This is a genomic window from Halomonas sp. ALS9 (assembly GCF_001651035.1).
Lineage (GTDB): Bacteria > Pseudomonadota > Gammaproteobacteria > Pseudomonadales > Halomonadaceae > Vreelandella.
The window spans coordinates 1-257 of record NZ_LXRG01000222.1 but is presented as its reverse complement, the minus strand read 5'-3'; the positions used below and the strand labels follow the sequence as shown (position 1 = coordinate 257).

1 protein-coding gene is annotated in these 257 nt (G+C 53.7%); it reads right to left on the bottom strand.

The genetic code is table 11. From position 1 onward, the window contains the following. Nucleotides 1–257 (bottom strand): type VI secretion system contractile sheath domain-containing protein (locus A6R74_RS20115; protein ID WP_205634227.1); only part of this gene is annotated, 257 nt, incomplete at both ends.

Genomic DNA, 257 nt, shown 5'->3' with positions numbered 1-257 from the left:
GGTGCGATCCACCAACAGCTTCATGCCACGCCATGCTGACTCTAGCTGCTGAAAGTGATCGTCGTGGAGAATGTCATCAACTTGCCGACCAATTTTGCGGTCAAGTTCAACAATCATGCTATCTACGACGGCTTTGTTAACCTGCGGGGCAGCATTCTCGCCGTTTAACAGCTCGGAAATAAAGGCGGCAACGCCCTGCTTGGCAACGTCGTAGCCTTCATCCGCTGGCGCCATACGAGTCGGCGCCATCACTTGAT